The following is a 15,872-nucleotide window of genomic DNA, read 5'->3' on the forward strand; positions in this document are numbered from 1 at the left end:
TCCCTACGTGGACTAACGCCCACGTTGCGGACAATTCGTAATCACACCGCAAGCGGGGCGTCACGCTGCGCCCCGCCCGTTCACGAGTAGTCGCTGACGGAGGCCGCCGAGCCGATGCCGATCAGGGTCAGCCAGAACCCGCCGAAGAAGATCCAGAACAGCACGAACAGCACGACCATGATGTAGGAGGTCACCAGGCCGCCCATCGCCATGCCCTGCCCCTCCTCCCCCGTGCGCTTGATGCGGTTGAGCGCGATGTGGCCGAGGACGACGCCGACGATGCTGGTCGCGCCGCAGGTGACCAGGCCGACGATGCCCAGGATGAGCGAGGCCACCGCCATGCCGTTGGTGGAGCGGGGCTGCTGCGGGGCGCCGTACTGGCCGTAGCCGGGCTGGCCGTAGCCCTGCTGGCCGTAATTCTGCTGGCCGTAATTCTGCTGGCCGTAGCCCGGCTGGGCGTAGCCGCCGCTCGGGGGCTGCGGCTGCTGGCCGTACCCCAAAGGCTCCTGGGGGTAGCTCGGCGGCTGCTGGTTGTAGCCGTAACCGCCGCCGCTGGGCGGCTGCTGGTTGTAGCCGCCGCCACTCTGCGGCTGCTGGCCGTAACCACCACCGCTCTGCGGCTGCTGGCCGTAACCCCCGCCGTGCTGGGGCTGCTGGCCGTAGCCGCCGCTCTGGGGCTGCTGGCCGTAGGCCGGGCCCTGGCCGTAGCCGCCGCCGGTGGGCGGCTGCTGGCCGTAACCACCGCCGGGGGGCTGCGCGCCGTGGCCCCCGCTGCCGCCCTGGTCCCCGTAGCTCATGAGCTGGCTCCTCTTGTCTTTTGGCGAGTTGCAACGGCAGCTTATTGAGAAAACGTTTGCCAAGCAGACAGAGGTTCAGAACCGTGGAGATTTCGTAACTACCGACCTCAGCGGGGTTCCGGGGACTCCGTCGGGTCGTCGCCGCGGTCGAGCGCGTCCCACAACTCGCGGTCCTCGTGGCCCCTGCGGGCCGTGGCCGCGACCGCGCCCGGCCTGTCGCCCGCCCGCTCGTCCGTCGCGTCGGCGGCCCTGTCATATCGCGACGACATGCCCGCCCACCTGCCGCCGCGCACCGCCGCCAGCACGCCGCCGGCCAGGAGCAGCAACGCGCCGAGCCCGGCCACGACCGGCCAGCCCGGCACCGGCTCCCAGGGCAGGCCGGCCACCGCGCGGACCGCGTTGTGCTCGCGCAGCCAGCCGGTCACGGTGGCCGAGGCCAGCCCCGCCCACGTGCCCGCCGCCGCGCCCGCGCCGCAGAGCGCGACCAGCGCGCCGACGACCCGGCGCCCGGCGCCCTTGGTCGCCAGCACGGCCACCACGCCCGCCAGCCCCGCCAGCGCCAGCGGCGAGAGCACGGGGCTCAGGTCGCCGCCGGTCGGCGCGACCGCGTCGGCGGCCTGCGCGCCGAGCACCCGCACCCAGACCTGACCGGCCGCCAGCAGCACCAGGCAGCTGCCCAGGACGGTCAGCGCCAGCCACGCCCACAACTCGCGCCGCCCGTTCCCGGAGCCCTTGCCGGAAACCTCACCAGACGTCATGCCGGGAGCCGCTAACCGAGCAGACCCGCGTCGAAGCAGGTGCGGTCGCCGGTGTGGCACGCGGCGCCGACCTGGTCGACCTTGAGCAGGATGGTGTCGCCGTCGCAGTCGAGGGCCACGCTCTTGACGTGCTGGACGTGCCCGGAGGTGTCGCCCTTGACCCACAGCCGGTCGCGGCTGCGCGACCAGTAGGTGGCCCGGCCGGTGGTGAGCGTGAGGTGCAGCGCCTCGTCGTTCATCCAGGCCATCATCAGCACTTCGCCGGTGTCGTGCTGCTGGGCGATGGCGGGCACGAGGCCGTCCGCGTTGCGCTTCAGCCGTGCGGCGATCTCGGGGTCGAGGGACATGGTGCCATTCAACCAGCCCTCCCCCGTGCTCCCGCCTCCGGCTGGGCCAGCGCCTGCGACAAGGTGTCATGGATGGGGAACAGGGCTGCCAGGTTCGTCCTGCGCAGCCGCCGCAGCACCTGGCCGTCGGAGGCCACCAGCGCCATCGTGCCGTCCCTGTCGCGCAACGCGGCGAGCTGGCGCACCAGGACCCCGAGCCCCGTGGTGTCGATGAAGGTCAGCCCGGTCAGGTCGACCACCAGCCGCGTGCCGTCGGCCGCCATCGCCTCGTCGAGACACCTCCTGACCCGGGCGACGTTGTCCACGTCGACCTCGCCCGCGAGGGCGACCACCACGATGTCCCCGTGCCTGCTGTGCGTCGTCTCCAGTACGTCCACGCCCATGCCTTTCATGACCCTTCCTGGGCGGCCCCGCCGAAAACGTACACCGGCGGGAACGGGTGACGGTGTGTTTTGCCGAGAACGCGCTACGTGATCGCGGGCATCACGGTAATTTCTAGGCGACGCGTGCTAGGGAGGACACATCGTGGTGCACGTCGCGGGCTCGGTCCTCGACCCGGATCTGGGGGACCACGTCTGCCTGCCGTTCGAGGGCGAGCGGGAGCGCATGACGACGACCAGGCAGTTCACACTCAACGGGCTGCGCCGCCGGACCAAGGTGGTGATCATCACCCATGCGGAGACCCCTGAGCGCACCCGGGGCTGGCTGGCGCCGCTCGTCCCGGGGCTCGACGACGCCGAGGCGGCCGGGCAGGTGGAGATCCTGTCCTGCGCCGACACGCACTTCACCGACGGCCGCCTCGACCCCGACCGCCTGCTGCACGCCCTGGCCGACGCCCACCACCGGGCGCGCAGGCACGGCCAGCACGGCGTCTACGCGCTGATCGACGCCTCCTGGGGAGCGCGCGACGCGCAGGCCCAGGCGGCGTTCGAGGCCACCGCCAACGAGCTGTTCGGCGAGCGCTGGCTGGCCGCGGTGTGCCAGTACGACCGCGAGCTGTTCCCCCTCGACGCCATCGAGCGGGCCACCGCGGTGCACCCCATCGCGCCCGAGCAGGCCCTGCTGCGCTTCGCCAGCACCTCCTCGCCGCCGGGGCTGCGGGTGTGGGGCGACGTAGACCTGACCAACAGGCCGGCGTTCGGCTCGGTGTTGTCGCCGCTGCAGAAGGAGCCGGGGCAGGTCGTGATCGACGCCTCCCACCTCGACTTCATCGACGCCGGCTCGGCCCGGCTGCTGACCGTCACGGCCGCGGCCAGGCCGTACGGCTCGACCGTGGTCGTCTGCGCCGAACGGGTGGCCCGGGTGCTCCGGCTGGTCAGGGCCGACACGCACGTCGTCGTCCGCCGGGTGGGCGATGGGTAGGCAGGTGCTGCGCGCGACCTTCGCGCGCGGGCGCATCACGTTCCTGCGCAGGGCCGTGGCCGAGCAGGCCGCCTACGAGGGGCTGAGCGGCCGGCGGCTGGAGGACTTCGTGCTGGCGGTCAACGAGATCACCACCAACGCGGTCCTGCACGGCGGCGGCCAGGGACGGCTGCGGTTGTGGTCGGGCGAGGGACGGCTGTGGTGCGAGGTCACCGACCAGGGCCCCGGACTGCCGCCCGGCTGGATGGGCGAGGCGCGCCCGCCCGCGGGGCTGGAGTTCCGCGGGCGGGGGCTGTGGCTGACCCGGATGTTGTGCGACCACATCACGATCGTGTCCGGCCCCGCGGGCACGAGCGTGACGTTCGCCGCCGCCCTCGACTAGGAACGCGCGATCAGGAGTGCGCCGCCGAGACCCAGGAGGCGTGCAGATCGGCGTAGACGCCGGGCTGGGTGACCAGCTCGGCGTGCGGGCCGCGCTGCACCAGGCGGCCGGCGTCGAACACCAGCACCTCGTCGGCGTTCTCCGCCGTCGAGAGCCGGTGGGCGATCGAGACGGCCGTGCGGCCCCTGGTGACGCCCTCCAGCGCGCGGGCCAGGCGCACCTCGGTGGCCGGGTCGACGGCCGAGGTGGCCTCGTCCAGCAGCAGCAGGTCGGGGTCGGCGAGGTAGGCGCGGGCCAGGGCGACGAGCTGGCGCTCGCCCGCCGACAGCGACTCCCCGCGCTGGCCGACGGGCGTGTCCAGGCCCGCGGGCAGGCCCTCGACCCAGTCGGCCAGGCCCAGCTCGGTCATCGCGAGCTGGATCTCCTCGCGGGTGGCCGGCGGCCTGCCGTACCGGACGTTGTCCTCCAGGGTGCCGTCGAACAGGAAGCCGTCCTGGGGGACCATGACGATGCGTTCGCGCAGGGAGGAGAAGCGCACGTCGCGCAGGTCGTGGCCGTCCACCGTGACGCGGCCGCCGACCGGGTCCATGAGCCGGGTCAGCAGCTTGGCGAACGTGGTCTTGCCCGACCCGGTCTCGCCGACGACGGCGACCCGCGAGCGCGGCGGGATCTCCAGCGAGACCTCGCGCAGCACGGGCGGGCCGCCCGGGTAGGAGAAGTGCACGTTCTCGAAGGCCACCGAGATCGGGCCCCTGGGCAGCCGCACGCCCTTCTCGCCGGGGTCGGCGACGTCCGGCGGGGTGTCCAGGACGCCCAGGATGCGGCGGTAGCCGGCCACCGCGTTCTGGGCCTCGTTCAGCACCTCGGTGGCGGTCTGCAGCGGCGAGACGAACAGCGTGACCAGGAAGAGGAAGGCCACCAGCTTGCCCGCGGTGATGTCGCCGGACACGCCGAGCCGGACGCCGAGGAGCACGATCCCGGCGATGGCCAGCGCGGCGACGATCTCGGTCAGCGGGAAGACGAAGCCGACGATGGTCTGCGCCTTGATCTGCGCGGTCCTGTTGGCGTCCACGGCCTTGTCGATGCGGTCCGCGGTACGCCGCTCGGAGGCGTAGGCCCTGATGACGGCGGCGCCGACGACGGACTCGCTGACCGCGGCGAGCATGTCGCCGGTCCGCTCGCGCACGGTCGTGTACGCCCGCGACAACAGCCGCTGGAACCGCGGCAGCGCGATCATCAGCGGCACGAAGCACACCCACACCAGCAGCGTGAGCTGCCAGGAGTAGACCAGCATGAGCACGCTGGCCACGAAGAGCTGGCCGAACGCCACGATGATCATCAGCCCGCCCCACTGCATGAACGTGCTGATCTGGTCGATGTCGTTGGTGACCCGCGAGACCAGCGCGCCGCGCCGCTCGCTGTTCTGGGTGAGCACCGACAGGTCGTGCACGTGCCGGAACCCGCGCACGCGCAGGCTGGCCAGCGAGGACTCGGTGGCCTTGTACAGGCGCACGTTCATGATGTAGCCGGCCAGCGCGGTCAGCAGCACGGCCGCGGCGCACACCAGGACGGCCCGGGTGATGTACGGCAGGTCCGGCGTGCCGCTCTTGATGCCGGTGTCGATCGTCTGCTGCACCGCGATCGGCACGATGATCTTGCCAATGGTCGCCACGACGGCCAGCCCGAGCGTGCCGGCCAGCCCCTTGCGGAACTCGGGGGTGAGCGACAGGCCGTGCCAGATGGTGGCCAGCGCCGACCGCTCGACGTTGCCCTGGAGCGCCTCGCTCATGCGCTGACCTCTTCCTCTTCCTCTTCGGCGTCCGGGGCCGGCGACAGGTCGATGGCGGCCCGTTCGGCCTCCTCGCGCTCGTAGGCGGTCACCAGGTTGCGGTATCCGGGGCAGCGCACGAGCAGCTCCTCGTGGGTCCCGCGGTCCTCGACCCGGCCGTGGTCGAGGTAGACCACCTCGTCGGCCAGGGCGATGGTGGCCATCCGGTAGGCGACGACCACGACGGTCGTGGCCTCCGCGGTGTCCCGCAGGCCGTGCAGGATCTTGGCCTCGACCTGGGGGTCCACGCTGGAGGTGGCGTCGTCGAGGATGAGCAGGCGGGGGCGGCGGACCACCGCGCGGGCCAGCGCGATGCGCTGGCGCTGGCCGCCGGACAGCGACGCGCCGCGCTCGCCGACGCGGGTGTCGAGCCCGTCGCCCAGGCGGCCGACGAAGCCGTCGGCCTGGGCCAGGCGCAGCGCCGCCCACACGTCCTCGTCGCCGGCGTCCAGGCCGAGCGCGACGTTGCCGCGTACGGTGTCGTCGAACAGGAACGTCTGCTGCGGCACCAGCGCGGCCGAGCCGGCGATGGCGCCGTAGGGCAGGTCACGCACGTCGACGCCGTCGAGCAGCACCTGCCCGGAGCCGGGGTCGACGAGCCGGACCAGCAGCTGGACCAGCGTCGACTTGCCCGACCCGGTCGGCCCCACCAGGGCCACGGTACGGCCGGGCGGCACGTCGAAGGTGACGTCGTGCAGCACCTCGGCCTGGTCGTAGGCGTAGGACACGCCGGCCACCTTCAGCTCGGCGGGCCCGGACGAGGCCACGGGCGCGTCGCCGTAGTCCATGGAGCCCTCGGCGTCGAGCACGGCCTGCACCCGCTGCCAGCCGACGACGCTGCGCGGCAGCTCGGCCAGCACCCAGCCCAGCGCCCTGATCGGGAAGGCCAGCAGCGTGAACAGGTAGGCGACCTGAACCAGGTCGCCGGAGTCGATCGAGCCGGTGGACAGGCGCAGCGCGCCGACCCCCAGCACGGCGAGCACGCCGATCGTGGGCAGCGCCTCCAGCATGGGGTCGAACAGCCCGCGCACCCGGCCGACGGCGATGTTGGCGTCGCGCAGCTCGTGGGCGCGGCGGCGGAACCGGTCGGTCTCCAGCTCCTCGCGGCCGAGGGTCTTGATGACCAGCGCGCCGTCGAAGCTCTCGTGCGCGATCTCGCTCACCTCGGCGCGCAGCTGCTGGGCGCGGGTGGCCAGGGGGCTGAGCCGGCGCTGGTAGACCAGGTTCAGCACGGCGATGGCCGGGAAGATCAGGAAGCCCACCAGCGCGAGCACGAGGTCGGTGAACAGCATGGCGACGGCCGCGGTGAACAGCATGACCAGCACGCCGACGGCCATCGGCAGCGGCGCGAGCGGCGCCCAGGCGGCCTCGGCGTCGGCGCTGGCGTTGGACAGCAGTTGCCCGGTCGGGTGCCGGTGGTGCCAGGACAGCGGCAGCCGCAGGTACTGCTTGGTCACGTCCCTGCGTGACCTGGCCTGCATGCGGTACTGCACGACGCCGGCCAGGATGCGCCGCCCCGCCACGCCGATCGCCTTGAGCAGCGCGGTGCCGATGATCAGCAGCGCGCCGGTCCACATGGCGCCGGCGGAGGTCCGGCCCTGGTCGAAGGCGGGCAGCACCACGTTCTGCGTCGCCCAGCCCAGTGCCCAGGCCGAGGCGACGGTCATGCCGCCGTAGACCGCGCTGGCCAGCGCGGCCATCGCGAACACGGCTCTCTCCGTGCGAATGGCCACCCCAAGGACCCGCAGTCCTTGACGCATGACGGCCGAGGTGACCTTGCTCGCCACTCGGTATTTTTCCCTTCAAACGTCGATATTTCTATCTATGTCCCTATCACGGCCGATCGTCTCCTTATTCCCACAGGTAGGCTTGACCGGGTGACTCACGCTCGTGGCGAACGCACCGCGCTCTGCGACCTGTTCGACCGGCTCGGCCCCGACGCGCCCACCTTGTGCGAGGGGTGGACCACCTACGACCTGGCCGCCCACCTCGTGCTGCGCGAGCGCCGGCCGGACGCCATGGGCGGCATCGGGATCAGCGCGCTGGCGGGCTACACCGCCTCGGTCCAGAACGGCCTGAAGGCCAGGCACCCCTACCCCGAGCTGGTGGGCATCGCGCGCCGGCCGGGCGGCGTCTACGGGCTGCTGCCCTTCCTGGACAAGGCGGTCAACACGCTGGAGTTCTTCGTCCACCACGAGGACGTGCGCCGCGCGCAGCCCGGATGGGAGCCGCGCGAGCTGCCGGCCGACCTCGACGAGCTCATCTGGAAGCGGGTGTCGGCGGGCGCCCGGATCATGCTGCGCCGCTCGCCGGTGCGCCTGGTGCTGCGCCGCGCGGGAGGCGGGGCGGTCGGCGGGGCGGTCGGCGGGGTGGCGCTCGGCGGGGCTCGGGAGGGCGCCAAGGTTCAGGTCACCGGCACGGCCCAGGAGCTGCTGCTGTTCTGCTTCGGCCGGCAGGAGCACGCCAGGGTGGAGCTGACCGGCGACGACGCGGCGGTGAGCCGGGCAACCGAAGCCCGGCTCGGATTCTGACCGAAACCCTCGGCCCAGAAACCCCTCGTCTTAAACCTCCAGCCCGTACGATGGCACAGGAAAGAAGCCCCCCGGTTAGGATCTTGGACATCTTCACAGAAGATGACCGTGATCGCCCAGATCCGGGTATATACGGCTGGGAATGGACTGCAGGAGGCCCCCCATGCAGGTCAAGAAGGTGGCTACGTACGTTCTGGTGGCGTTCGTGGTCTTCTACCTGTTCACCCGGCCGGCCCAGGCGGCGGCCGCGGTCAACGGCGTGTTTGACGGAATTGTCCAAGGAGCCAACCAATTGGCGGTCTTCTTTACGAATGTTCTGACCTGATGTTCGCGTTCTGTCCGCGCTAGGTGCTTCCACGCGCTGACAGATCGTGTTACGCAGGCAGGATGAGAGATCGCCCCAGCGGCAACAAGATCAATCAGCTCGATCCGCAGGCCCGGCGCGTCCTCGAACGGGCAGAGCTTGAAGGCATCGAGCTGATCCGTTTCCTGTACGCCGACCACGGTGGCGTGGTCCGTGGCAAGGCGGCGTCCCGGTCCCGGTTGGCCGAACGGCTCAACTCGGGCATCGGGCACACGGTGGCCATGATGGCGATGAACATGCTCGACCAGCTTCAGGAGGTCGAGCACCTGGGTCCGGTGGGCGAGGTTCGCATTGTCCCCGACCCGGCCACGTTCGTCCCGTTGCCCCATGCACCGGGCGCCGCCGCGATGCTGTCGGACCTGCGGCGGCCCGACGGCTCACCGTGGGAAGCCTGCGCCCGCACGTTCCTCAAGGACGCCGTGGCGGAACTGGCCGGCGACGGCTACCGGATCGAGGCGGCCTTCGAGCCCGAGTTCACGCTCGGCCGCCGCCTGCCCGACCCCAATGGCGGCCCCGACCGGCTGGTGCCGCTCGACGACTCTCTCTGCTATGCCGGCACGGGCTTCGACACCGCGCACGACTACACGATCAGGCTCATGCGCGCGCTGGAGACCCAGGGCCTGCGCGTCGAGCACTACCACCCCGAGCTCGGCCCCGGCCAGCAGGAGCTGTCGGTGCACCACGCGCCCCCGCTGCGCGCCGCCGACAACCACGTGCTCTACCGGGAGACCGTGCGCGGCGTGGCGATGCGCATGTCGATGTGGGCCTCGCTGGCCCCCAAGCCCCTGGCCGACCAGGCCGGCAACGGCGCCCACCTGCACCTGTCGCTGTGGCGCGACACCCACAACCTGATCGCCGAGGACGGCGCGGAACGCGCGCACTTCATCGGCGGCCTGATCGCCCACCTGCCCGGCCTGACCGCCCTGACCTGCGGCAGCGTCAACAGCTTCCGCCGGCTCTCACCCCGCATGTGGTCCAGCGCGTACGCGGTGTACGGCCCCGACAACCGGGAGGCGGCCGTGCGCGTGTGCTCGCCGCTGGGCGAGAGCGGCGAGCCGAACCTGGAGCTGAAGCCGTCGGACTCCTCGGCCAACCCGTACCTGTCGCTCGGCGCGGTCATCCACGCTGGGCTCGACGGCATCCGCCGCAAGCTCGACCCGGGCGAGGCCGTGGACATCGATCCCGACACCGTGCCCGACCGCTATCCCCGCCTGCCCGGCTCCCTGGAGGAGGCGCTCGACGCGCTGGAGGCCGACGAGGTGCTCATGGAGGCGCTCGGGCCGTTGCGGCGCAGCGCGTACCTGGCGGTCAAACGTTCGGAGGCGGCCGCGTTCGCCGCCAAGGACGCCTCCTACGAGCTCTTCCACCACCTGCGGGTGTTCTGACCGCCCGCCGGCCCCGCGCCTGCCGGCCGCGCGCGGGCGGGGCCGGCAGGCGGCCTCAACGGACCAGGCGCCCTCAACGGACCAGGTGGCCTCAACGGACCACGTGCCTCAGCGGACCGGGTGGCCCGCCATGCGCAGTGTCTCCTTGACGTCGCCGATCTTCAGCGTGCCGAAGTGGAACACGCTGGCGGCCAGCACGGCGTCGGCCCCGGCCTCGATCGCCGGCGGGAAGTCCTCCAGCCGGCCGGCCCCGCCGCTGGCGATCACCGGCACCCGCACCGCCGCGCGCACCGCGTGCAGCAGCTCCAGGTCGTAGCCGTCGAGGGTGCCGTCGCCGTCCATGGAGTTGAGCAGGATCTCGCCGACGCCCAGCTCCTCACCGCGCGCCGACCACTCCACCGCGTCGATGCCGGTGCCGCGCCGGCCGCCGTGGGTGGTCACCTCGAACCCGCTGGGCATGCCCGGCGCCCGGCGGGCGTCGACCGACAGCACCACGCACTGCGCGCCGAACCGCCGCGACGCCTCGGTCAGCAGCTCGGGCCTGGCGATGGCCGCGGTGTTCAGGGACACCTTGTCGGCCCCGGCCCGCAGCAGCCGGTTGACGTCGTCGACCGCGCGCACGCCGCCGCCCACGGTGAGCGGGATGAACACCTGCTCGGCGGTTCTGCGCACCACGTCGAGCATGGTCTCCCGCTCGCCCGACGAGGCGGTGATGTCGAGGAAGGTCAGCTCGTCGGCGCCCTCCTCGTCGTAGCGCCTGGCCAGCTCGACCGGATCTCCCGCGTCGCGCATGTTCTCGAAGTTGACGCCCTTGACGACCCGCCCGGCGTCGACGTCGAGACAGGGGATCACTCTTACCGCTACGGTCATGCTCGCAGTGCCTCGATTTCGATCTCGACCAGCATTCGAGGGTCGACCAGCCCGGCGACCCTCACTCCTGTGCAGGCGGGCCGCACGTGCCCGAAGACTTCGTAGATGGCCCGGCCGACGAGGTCGAAGTGGCGCTGCTCCACCACGTAGTAGCGGACCATGACGACGTCCTCGCGGGTCAGGCCGCCGACCTCGACGGCGTCCAGCGCGATGTCGATGGCGGTCAGGCTCTGCCGGTAGGCGTCGCCGACGTGGCGCACCTCGCCGTCGATCGTGGCCGTGCACCCGGAGACGATCACGCGCTCGCCCACGACCACGGCGCGGGCGTACCCGTACTTCTCCTCCCAGATGCCGCCCGAGAACACCCTCGGACCGGTGCTTTCCATGCTGACGCTCATTCCGCCCCCTCCCGGCGAAGCTAAACGCGTACCGCGGCCAGCGCGTCCTCAAGAGTGAACGCGTGAGCGTACAGGGCCCTGCCCACGATGGCTCCCTCCACTCCGTCCGGGACGAGAGAAGCCAGTGCCACCAGGTCGTCAAGACTGGACACGCCGCCACTGGCGATCACGGGCTTGTCGGTGTGTGCGCAGATCCGCCGGTAGAGGTCGAGGTTGGGCCCCTGCAGCATGCCGTCCTTGGTCACGTCGGTGACGACGTAGCGGGGGCAGCCGTCGGCCTCCAGGCGGTCGAGCACCTCCCACAGGTCGCCGCCCTCCTTCGTCCAGCCGCGGGCGGCCAGCGTGGTGCCGCGCACGTCGAGGCCCACCGCGATCCGGTCGCCGTGCTCAGCGATGATCTTCCGGCACCAGTCGGGGTTCTCCAGGGCGGCGGTGCCGATGTTGACCCGGCGGCAGCCGGTGGCCAGGGCGGCGGCCAGCGACTCGTCGTCGCGGATGCCGCCGGACAGCTCCACCTTGACGTCGAGCTTGCCGATCACCTCGCTGATCAGCTCCTTGTTGGAGCCCCTGCCGAACGCGGCGTCGAGGTCGACCAGATGGATCCACTCGGCGCCCGCCTCCTGCCAGGCCAGCGCCGCGGCGAGCGGCTCGCCGAAGCCGGTCTCGGTCCCGGCCTCACCCTGGACGAGGCGTACGGCCTGGCCATCGGCGACGTCCACGGCGGGAAGCAATACGAGCGACATTCAGGTCCTCCGGTCGAAAGCGAGGGTCACGACAACAGGTGCGAGCAGCAGGGAGAAGACGAACACGGCGAGGCTCACCGCGGGCGAGCCCCAGACCAGCCACACGATCGCCTGCACGATCAGGAAGCCGAGCGCCACCGCGACGTTCTGGGCGCGATGGCGGCGGGCGATCAGGCCGCCCTGCCGGGCGAACCGGACCGGGCGCGGGATCAGGCGGGCGATCAGGGCGCGGCGCCGGGCGCGGCGCGCCTGCCGCTCCTCGTTGAGCCGGATCGCGCGCGCCCGCTCGGCCTCCCGCTCGGCCCGCCGGCGCGCCCGCTCCTTGCTCATACCGTCTCTAGCCAGTTCCTCAGCAGGGCGGCTCCGGCGTCGCCGGACTTCTCCGGGTGGAACTGGGTGGCCATGAGCGGGCCGTTCTCGGCGGCGGCCACGAACGGCACGCCGTGCTCGGCCCAGGTCACCACGGGCGCGGCGAAACCGGGGTCGGCCGGCTGCAGCTCCCACTCGCGCACGCCGTAGGAGTGCACGAAGTAGAAGCGGGTGTCGGCGTCGAGCCCGGCGAACAGCACGCTCTCAGCGGGCGCCTTGACCGTGTTCCACCCCATGTGCGGCAGCACGGGCGCCTCCAGTCGCTCGACCGTGCCGGGCCACTCGCCGCAGCCCTCGGTCTCGACGCCGTGCTCGACGCCCCGCGCGAACAGGATCTGCATGCCGACGCAGATGCCCAGCACCGGACGCCCGCCGGCCAGGCGGCGGCCGATGACCCGGTCGCCGTGCACGCCCTTGAGCCCGGCCATGCAGGCCGCGAACGCGCCGACGCCCGGCACGACCAGCCCGTCGGCGTTGAGCGCCGTGTCGAAGTCGGCGGTCACGGTGACGTCCGCGCCCACCCTGGCCAGGGCCCGCTCGGCCGAGCGCAGGTTGCCCGAGCCGTAGTCGAGCACCACGATGTTCTTGCTCACCACCACAACACCCCTGCCGTGATCGCCATCGCCGCGCCGAGCGCGCAGACCGCGGCGCCCACCTTGAGACCCTGCTTGGCCAGCGAGAACACGCCGCCGCCGAGGAACAGCCCGAGGAACACCATGACGCCCGCGATGAGGTTGTCGGTCACAGCACACCCTTGGTGCTCGGCACGCCCGAGGCGCGCGGGTCGAGCTCGGACGCCTCGCGCATCGCCCTGGCCAGCGCCTTGAACTGGGCCTCGACGATGTGATGGGCGTTGCGCCCGTACGGCACGTGCACGTGCAGGCAGATGGCCGCCTGGGCCACCAGCGACTCCAGGATGTGGCGGGTCATCGTCGTGTCGTAGTCGGGGCCGATCATCGGGGCCATGCCCGCGGGCTCGGTGTGCACGAGGTACGGCCGCCCGGACAGGTCGACCGTGACCTGGGCCAGCGACTCGTCCAGCGGGCACGACGCGCTGCCGAACCGCCGGATGCCGGACTTGTCGCCCAGCGCCTGGCGGAAGGCCGCGCCCAGCGCCAGCGCGGTGTCCTCGATCGTGTGGTGGGAGTCGATGTGCAGGTCGCCCTCGGTCTTGACGGTCAGGTCGAACAGACCGTGCTTGCCGAGCTGGGCCAGCATGTGGTCGAAGAAGCCCACCCCGGTCGAGACGTCGACCAGGCCGGTGCCGTCGAGGCCCACCTCGACCAGGACCGAGGTCTCCTTCGTTGCCCGCTCCACGCGCCCTACGCGACTCACAGAACCTCCTCCATCGCGGCGCGGAAGGCCGCCATCTCCTCGCCGGTGCCGATCGACACACGCAGCCATTCTGGCGGGCCCACCTCGCGGATGAGCACACCGCGTGCCAGCAGCCCCTCCCACACCTCGCGCCGGTCGGGGAACCGTCCGAACAGCACGAAGTTGGCGTCGGAGTCGGCCACCGACAGCCCCTTGCCGCGCAGCCAGGCGACCGTGGCGTCGCGCTCGGCGCGCAGCGCGTCGACCGTGCCGAGCAGCTCGGCGCGGTGGCGCAGCGCGACCCGCGCGGCCGTCTGGGTGAGCGTGGACAGGTGGTACGGCAGCCGCACCAGCAGCAGCGCCTGCACCACGGCCGGGTGCGCGGCCAGGTAGCCGAGGCGGGTGCCCGCCATGGCGAACGCCTTGGACATCGTGCGGGTGACGATCAGCCTCGGGTGGCGCGGCAGCAGCGTGAGCGCCGACGGAGTGCCCTGGCGGGCGAACTCGGCGTAGGCCTCGTCGATCACCACCACGCCCGGCGCGGCGGCCAGCACGGCCTCGATCGTCGACAGCGGCTGCGCGGTGCCGGTCGGGTTGTTGGGCGAGGCCAGGAAGACGATGTCGGGCCGGTGCTCCTCGATCGCCGCGACGGCCTTGCCGGGGTCGAGGGAGAAGTCGTCCTCGCGGGCGGCGCTGATCCACTCGGTGCTGGTGCCGGTGGTGAGGATCGGGTGCATCGAGTACGACGGCTCGAACCCGATGGCGGTGCGCCCGTGGCCGCCGAAGGCCTGCAGGATCTGCTGGAGCACCTCGTTGGAGCCGTTGGCCGCCCACACCTGCTCGGGGCTCAGCCCGTGGCCCAGGTAGGCGGCCAGGTCGGCGCGCAGCCCGGTGGCGTCGCGGTCGGGGTAGCGGTTGAGCTCGCCCGCGTTCGCGGCGACGGCCTGCGCCAGGTCGGCGACCAGCGCGGGCGAGGGCGGATAGGGGTTCTCGTTGGTGTTGAGCCGGACCGGCACGTCGATCTGCGGCGCGCCGTAGGGCGAGCGGCCCTTCAGGTCGTCGCGGATCGGCAGGTCGTCGAGGGTCACATCGGCGGGGTTCACTCTGACTCCGTGGGGACTCGCCAGTCGAAGCGGGCGCGGATCGCGGCGCCGTGCGCCGGCAGGTCTTCGGCGTCGGCCAGCACCGACACGTGGGCCGCCGCGCCGGCCAGCGCGTCGCGGGTGTAGTCGACGACGTGGATGCCGCGCAGGAACGACTGCACCGACAGGCCGCTGGAGTGGCAGGCGCAGCCGCCGGTGGGCAGCACGTGGTTGGACCCGGCGAGGTAGTCGCCGAGCGAGACCGGCGCGTAGGGGCCGACGAAGATCGCCCCGGCGTTGCGGATCCGGGCCGCGACCTCGGCCGCGCCGGCGGTGTGGATCTCCAGGTGCTCGGCCGCGTACGCGTCGACGACCTTGATGCCGTCGTCGATCGAGGAGACCAGCACGATGCCCGACTGCCGGCCGCTCAGCGCCTCGGTGATGCGCTCGGAGTGGCGGGTGGCCGAGACCTGGCCCGGCAGCTCCTTCTCGACCGCCTCGGCCAGCTCAAGGCTGGTGGTGACCAGGACGGCGGCGGCGATCGTGTCGTGCTCGGCCTGGCTGATCAGGTCGGCTGCGACGTGCACCGGGTCGGCGGTCTCGTCGGCCAGGATGGCGATCTCGGTGGGGCCGGCCTCGGAGTCGATGCCGATGCGGCCCTTGAGCAGGCGCTTGGCGGCGGCGACCCAGATGTTGCCGGGGCCGGTCACCATGGTCGCGGGCGGGCACTCCTCGGTGCCGTAGGCGAACATGGCCACGGCCTGCGCCCCGCCCACGGAGTAGACCTCGTCGACGCCGAGCAGCGCGCACGCGGCCAGGATGGTGGGGTGGGGCAGCCCGCCGAACTCCTTCTGGGCCGGGCTGGTGACGGCCAGCGAGGCGACGCCCGCCTCCTGGGCCGGGACGACGTTCATGACCACGCTGGAGGGATAGACGGCACGCCCGCCGGGCACGTAGAGGCCCACCCGGTCGACCGGCACCCAGCGCTCGGTCACCGTGCCGCCGGGCACGACCTGCGTGGTGACGTCGGAGCGGCGCTGGTCGCGGTGGACCAGCCGGGCCCGCCTGATCGACTCCTCCAGCGCGGCCCTGACCCGGGGGTCGAGCTCGTCGAGCGCCCGCCGGACGACGTCGACGGGGACGCGGGCGGAGGCGATCTCGACACCGTCGAACCTGGCGGTCAGCTCCCGTACGGCTGCCGCCCCGCGATGGCGCACGTCGTCGCAGATGGGCCGCACCTTCTCCAGGGCGGCCTCGACGTCGAGCTCGGCGCGGGGCAGCACGTCGCGCAGGTCCGCAGGAAGGGAACCGCGCATGTCAATACGGGAAATCACCCTGACAG

At 72.2% G+C, this 15,872-nt stretch carries 20 protein-coding genes; 5 read left to right on the forward strand and 15 right to left on the reverse strand.

Annotated features, from left to right (window positions below; all coding sequences use genetic code 11):
* Positions 1 to 80: 80 nt before the first annotated feature.
* The 4 genes from AB0C33_RS30315 to AB0C33_RS30330 form a co-directional block, all read right to left on the reverse strand.
* On the reverse strand, positions 81 to 797 hold the full coding sequence (locus AB0C33_RS30315) for a DUF4190 domain-containing protein (protein ID WP_358293874.1): 717 nt from the start codon (positions 795 to 797) through the stop codon (positions 81 to 83).
* Positions 798 to 904: 107 nt separating this feature from the next.
* A complete protein-coding gene (locus AB0C33_RS30320; protein WP_358293875.1) occupies positions 905 to 1,555 on the reverse strand; it encodes a TIGR02234 family membrane protein in 651 nt (216 codons plus the stop codon).
* A gap of 11 nt (positions 1,556 to 1,566) precedes the next feature.
* Positions 1,567 to 1,902, reverse strand: coding sequence for a phosphoribosyl-AMP cyclohydrolase (hisI, locus tag AB0C33_RS30325; RefSeq protein ID WP_358293877.1), 336 nt, complete (start codon positions 1,900 to 1,902; stop codon positions 1,567 to 1,569).
* An 8-nt stretch (positions 1,903 to 1,910) separates the two neighbouring features.
* Positions 1,911 to 2,294 carry an STAS domain-containing protein gene (locus AB0C33_RS30330; RefSeq protein ID WP_352358357.1) on the reverse strand — a complete coding sequence of 128 codons (384 nt, stop codon included), beginning with the start codon at positions 2,292 to 2,294 and terminating at the stop codon, positions 1,911 to 1,913.
* A gap of 133 nt (positions 2,295 to 2,427) precedes the next feature.
* Between AB0C33_RS30330 and AB0C33_RS30335 the strand changes: the two genes are divergently transcribed.
* Both AB0C33_RS30335 and AB0C33_RS30340 read left to right on the forward strand, forming a co-directional pair.
* Positions 2,428 to 3,264 carry an MEDS domain-containing protein gene (locus AB0C33_RS30335; protein WP_358293879.1) on the forward strand — a complete coding sequence of 279 codons (837 nt, stop codon included), beginning with the start codon at positions 2,428 to 2,430 and terminating at the stop codon, positions 3,262 to 3,264.
* Positions 3,257 to 3,646, forward strand: coding sequence for an ATP-binding protein (locus AB0C33_RS30340; RefSeq protein WP_352358361.1), 390 nt, complete (start codon positions 3,257 to 3,259; stop codon positions 3,644 to 3,646). Before AB0C33_RS30335 ends, AB0C33_RS30340 begins: the two co-directional genes overlap by 8 nt.
* Positions 3,647 to 3,656: 10 nt before the next feature.
* Here AB0C33_RS30340 and AB0C33_RS30345 read toward each other — a convergent pair whose 3' ends face one another.
* Positions 3,657 to 5,435 carry an ABC transporter ATP-binding protein gene (locus tag AB0C33_RS30345; RefSeq protein WP_358293881.1) on the reverse strand — a complete coding sequence of 593 codons (1,779 nt, stop codon included), beginning with the start codon at positions 5,433 to 5,435 and terminating at the stop codon, positions 3,657 to 3,659.
* Positions 5,432 to 7,234, reverse strand: a complete 1,803-nt coding sequence (locus tag AB0C33_RS30350) for an ABC transporter ATP-binding protein (protein ID WP_358294294.1) — start codon at positions 7,232 to 7,234, stop codon at positions 5,432 to 5,434. The genes AB0C33_RS30345 and AB0C33_RS30350 overlap by 4 nt, the downstream gene beginning before the upstream one ends.
* 117 nt (positions 7,235 to 7,351) lie before the next feature.
* On the opposite strand from AB0C33_RS30350, the gene AB0C33_RS30355 reads away from it, so the two are divergent.
* The 3 genes from AB0C33_RS30355 to AB0C33_RS30365 all read left to right on the forward strand — a co-directional run bounded on the left by AB0C33_RS30355 (position 7,352) and on the right by AB0C33_RS30365 (position 9,754).
* The gene (locus tag AB0C33_RS30355) at positions 7,352 to 8,005 is read left to right on the forward strand and encodes a TIGR03085 family metal-binding protein (protein WP_358293883.1); all 654 of its coding nucleotides are present in this window, start codon (positions 7,352 to 7,354) and stop codon (positions 8,003 to 8,005) included.
* Positions 8,006 to 8,168: 163 nt separating this feature from the next.
* Complete coding sequence (locus AB0C33_RS30360; protein ID WP_185844438.1) at positions 8,169 to 8,330, forward strand: hypothetical protein; 162 nt, start codon at positions 8,169 to 8,171, stop codon at positions 8,328 to 8,330.
* Positions 8,331 to 8,392: 62 nt separating this feature from the next.
* Entirely contained in the window at positions 8,393 to 9,754 is a 1,362-nt protein-coding gene (locus AB0C33_RS30365) for a glutamine synthetase family protein (protein WP_358293885.1), read from the forward strand.
* Between the two features lie 108 nt (positions 9,755 to 9,862).
* Here the strand turns inward: AB0C33_RS30365 and hisF are convergent, their stop codons facing one another.
* The 9 genes from hisF to hisD are packed head-to-tail and all read right to left on the reverse strand — an operon-like array spanning position 9,863 to position 15,864.
* Entirely contained in the window at positions 9,863 to 10,624 is a 762-nt protein-coding gene (hisF, locus tag AB0C33_RS30370; RefSeq protein ID WP_352358369.1) for an imidazole glycerol phosphate synthase subunit HisF, read from the reverse strand.
* A complete protein-coding gene (locus AB0C33_RS30375; RefSeq protein ID WP_352326354.1) occupies positions 10,621 to 11,010 on the reverse strand; it encodes a Rid family hydrolase in 390 nt (129 codons plus the stop codon). Before AB0C33_RS30375 ends, hisF begins: the two co-directional genes overlap by 4 nt.
* 32 nt (positions 11,011 to 11,042) lie before the next feature.
* Positions 11,043 to 11,765 carry a bifunctional 1-(5-phosphoribosyl)-5-((5-phosphoribosylamino)methylideneamino)imidazole-4-carboxamide isomerase/phosphoribosylanthranilate isomerase PriA gene (gene priA, locus AB0C33_RS30380; protein ID WP_352326353.1) on the reverse strand — a complete coding sequence of 241 codons (723 nt, stop codon included), beginning with the start codon at positions 11,763 to 11,765 and terminating at the stop codon, positions 11,043 to 11,045.
* A complete protein-coding gene (locus AB0C33_RS30385; RefSeq protein ID WP_358293888.1) occupies positions 11,766 to 12,095 on the reverse strand; it encodes a hypothetical protein in 330 nt (109 codons plus the stop codon).
* The gene (gene hisH, locus AB0C33_RS30390) at positions 12,092 to 12,727 is read right to left on the reverse strand and encodes an imidazole glycerol phosphate synthase subunit HisH (protein WP_358293890.1); all 636 of its coding nucleotides are present in this window, start codon (positions 12,725 to 12,727) and stop codon (positions 12,092 to 12,094) included. Before hisH ends, AB0C33_RS30385 begins: the two co-directional genes overlap by 4 nt.
* Complete coding sequence (locus tag AB0C33_RS30395; RefSeq protein ID WP_358293892.1) at positions 12,724 to 12,879, reverse strand: hypothetical protein; 156 nt, start codon at positions 12,877 to 12,879, stop codon at positions 12,724 to 12,726. Before AB0C33_RS30395 ends, hisH begins: the two co-directional genes overlap by 4 nt.
* Complete coding sequence (hisB, locus tag AB0C33_RS30400; protein ID WP_352326348.1) at positions 12,876 to 13,469, reverse strand: imidazoleglycerol-phosphate dehydratase HisB; 594 nt, start codon at positions 13,467 to 13,469, stop codon at positions 12,876 to 12,878. Before hisB ends, AB0C33_RS30395 begins: the two co-directional genes overlap by 4 nt.
* Entirely contained in the window at positions 13,466 to 14,551 is a 1,086-nt protein-coding gene (locus tag AB0C33_RS30405; RefSeq protein ID WP_358293894.1) for a histidinol-phosphate transaminase, read from the reverse strand. The genes hisB and AB0C33_RS30405 overlap by 4 nt, the downstream gene beginning before the upstream one ends.
* Positions 14,548 to 15,864 (reverse strand): histidinol dehydrogenase, encoded by a 1,317-nt coding sequence (gene hisD / locus AB0C33_RS30410; protein ID WP_358293896.1) that lies wholly within the window; start codon positions 15,862 to 15,864, stop codon positions 14,548 to 14,550. The genes AB0C33_RS30405 and hisD overlap by 4 nt, the downstream gene beginning before the upstream one ends.
* Positions 15,865 to 15,872: the final 8 nt, after the last annotated feature.

The organism is Nonomuraea sp. NPDC048881 (assembly GCF_040649795.1).
Taxonomy (GTDB): domain Bacteria; phylum Actinomycetota; class Actinomycetes; order Streptosporangiales; family Streptosporangiaceae; genus Nonomuraea.

Bases quoted from the DNA above. Each gene is read 5' to 3' on its own strand.
- AB0C33_RS30360 (WP_185844438.1), top strand. From the start codon at position 8,169: ATGCAGGTCAAGAAGGTGGCTACGTACGTTCTGGTGGCGTTCGTGGTC.
- hisF (WP_352358369.1), bottom strand. From the start codon at position 10,624: ATGACCGTAGCGGTAAGAGTGATCCCCTGTCTCGACGTCGACGCCGGG.
- AB0C33_RS30350 (WP_358294294.1), bottom strand. From the start codon at position 7,234: ATGCGTCAAGGACTGCGGGTCCTTGGGGTGGCCATTCGCACGGAGAGA.
- AB0C33_RS30340 (WP_352358361.1), top strand. From the start codon at position 3,257: ATGGGTAGGCAGGTGCTGCGCGCGACCTTCGCGCGCGGGCGCATCACG.
- AB0C33_RS30345 (WP_358293881.1), bottom strand. From the start codon at position 5,435: ATGAGCGAGGCGCTCCAGGGCAACGTCGAGCGGTCGGCGCTGGCCACC.
- AB0C33_RS30375 (WP_352326354.1), bottom strand. From the start codon at position 11,010: ATGGAAAGCACCGGTCCGAGGGTGTTCTCGGGCGGCATCTGGGAGGAG.
- AB0C33_RS30315 (WP_358293874.1), bottom strand. From the start codon at position 797: ATGAGCTACGGGGACCAGGGCGGCAGCGGGGGCCACGGCGCGCAGCCC.
- hisI (WP_358293877.1), bottom strand. From the start codon at position 1,902: ATGTCCCTCGACCCCGAGATCGCCGCACGGCTGAAGCGCAACGCGGAC.
- priA (WP_352326353.1), bottom strand. From the start codon at position 11,765: ATGTCGCTCGTATTGCTTCCCGCCGTGGACGTCGCCGATGGCCAGGCC.
- AB0C33_RS30365 (WP_358293885.1), top strand. From the start codon at position 8,393: ATGAGAGATCGCCCCAGCGGCAACAAGATCAATCAGCTCGATCCGCAG.
- AB0C33_RS30385 (WP_358293888.1), bottom strand. From the start codon at position 12,095: ATGAGCAAGGAGCGGGCGCGCCGGCGGGCCGAGCGGGAGGCCGAGCGG.
- AB0C33_RS30330 (WP_352358357.1), bottom strand. From the start codon at position 2,294: ATGAAAGGCATGGGCGTGGACGTACTGGAGACGACGCACAGCAGGCAC.
- AB0C33_RS30320 (WP_358293875.1), bottom strand. From the start codon at position 1,555: ATGACGTCTGGTGAGGTTTCCGGCAAGGGCTCCGGGAACGGGCGGCGC.